This is a genomic window from Marinomonas arctica (genome assembly GCF_003259225.1).
GTDB lineage: Bacteria > Pseudomonadota > Gammaproteobacteria > Pseudomonadales > Marinomonadaceae > Marinomonas > Marinomonas arctica.
Genome location: NZ_QHJF01000088.1, coordinates 1 through 514, shown reverse-complemented (window position 1 = coordinate 514; position 514 = coordinate 1). Strand labels below are relative to the sequence as shown.

The 514-nt window shown below is 61.1% G+C and carries 1 rRNA gene; it reads left to right on the top strand.

Annotated features, from left to right (window positions below):
- Positions 1–514: ribosomal RNA gene (locus tag DK187_RS20945) — 23S ribosomal RNA — on the top strand; the annotation flags it as partial.

Below are 514 nucleotides of genomic sequence, written 5' to 3'. Positions count from 1 at the left end.
GATGAAGGACGTTTGAGGATGCGATAATCCTAGGGGAGCCTCCAACATGGCTTTGATCCTAGGGTCTCCGAATGGGGGAACCCGCCGGCCGTCATGGGCCGGCACCGCACATTGTTGCGGGGGGTACGCAGGGAAGTGAAACATCTCAGTACCTGCAGGAAGGGATACTCCGTGAGTAGTGGCGAGCGAAAGCGGATCAGACCAAACCGGTTGCGCGTGATACCCGTCGGGGGTTGCGTTGCCGGTGTCGTGGGATCACGTGTCCCGGTTCCGACGGGCCGGGCGGGAGTCATAAAACGGCTTGCCAGGGGAACAGGCTTGAAGGCCTGGCCGTAGAGGGTGCCAGCCCCGTACCTGGACGTGAGCCGTCTTCCGATCGTGTTGTCCCAAGTAGCGCGGGCCTCGTGGAATCCCGCGTGAATCAGCCCAGACCGTTGGGTAAGTCTAAGCATACCTGTCTGACCGATAGCGTACCAGTACCGTGAGGGAAAGGTGAAAAGCACCCCGGGAGGGG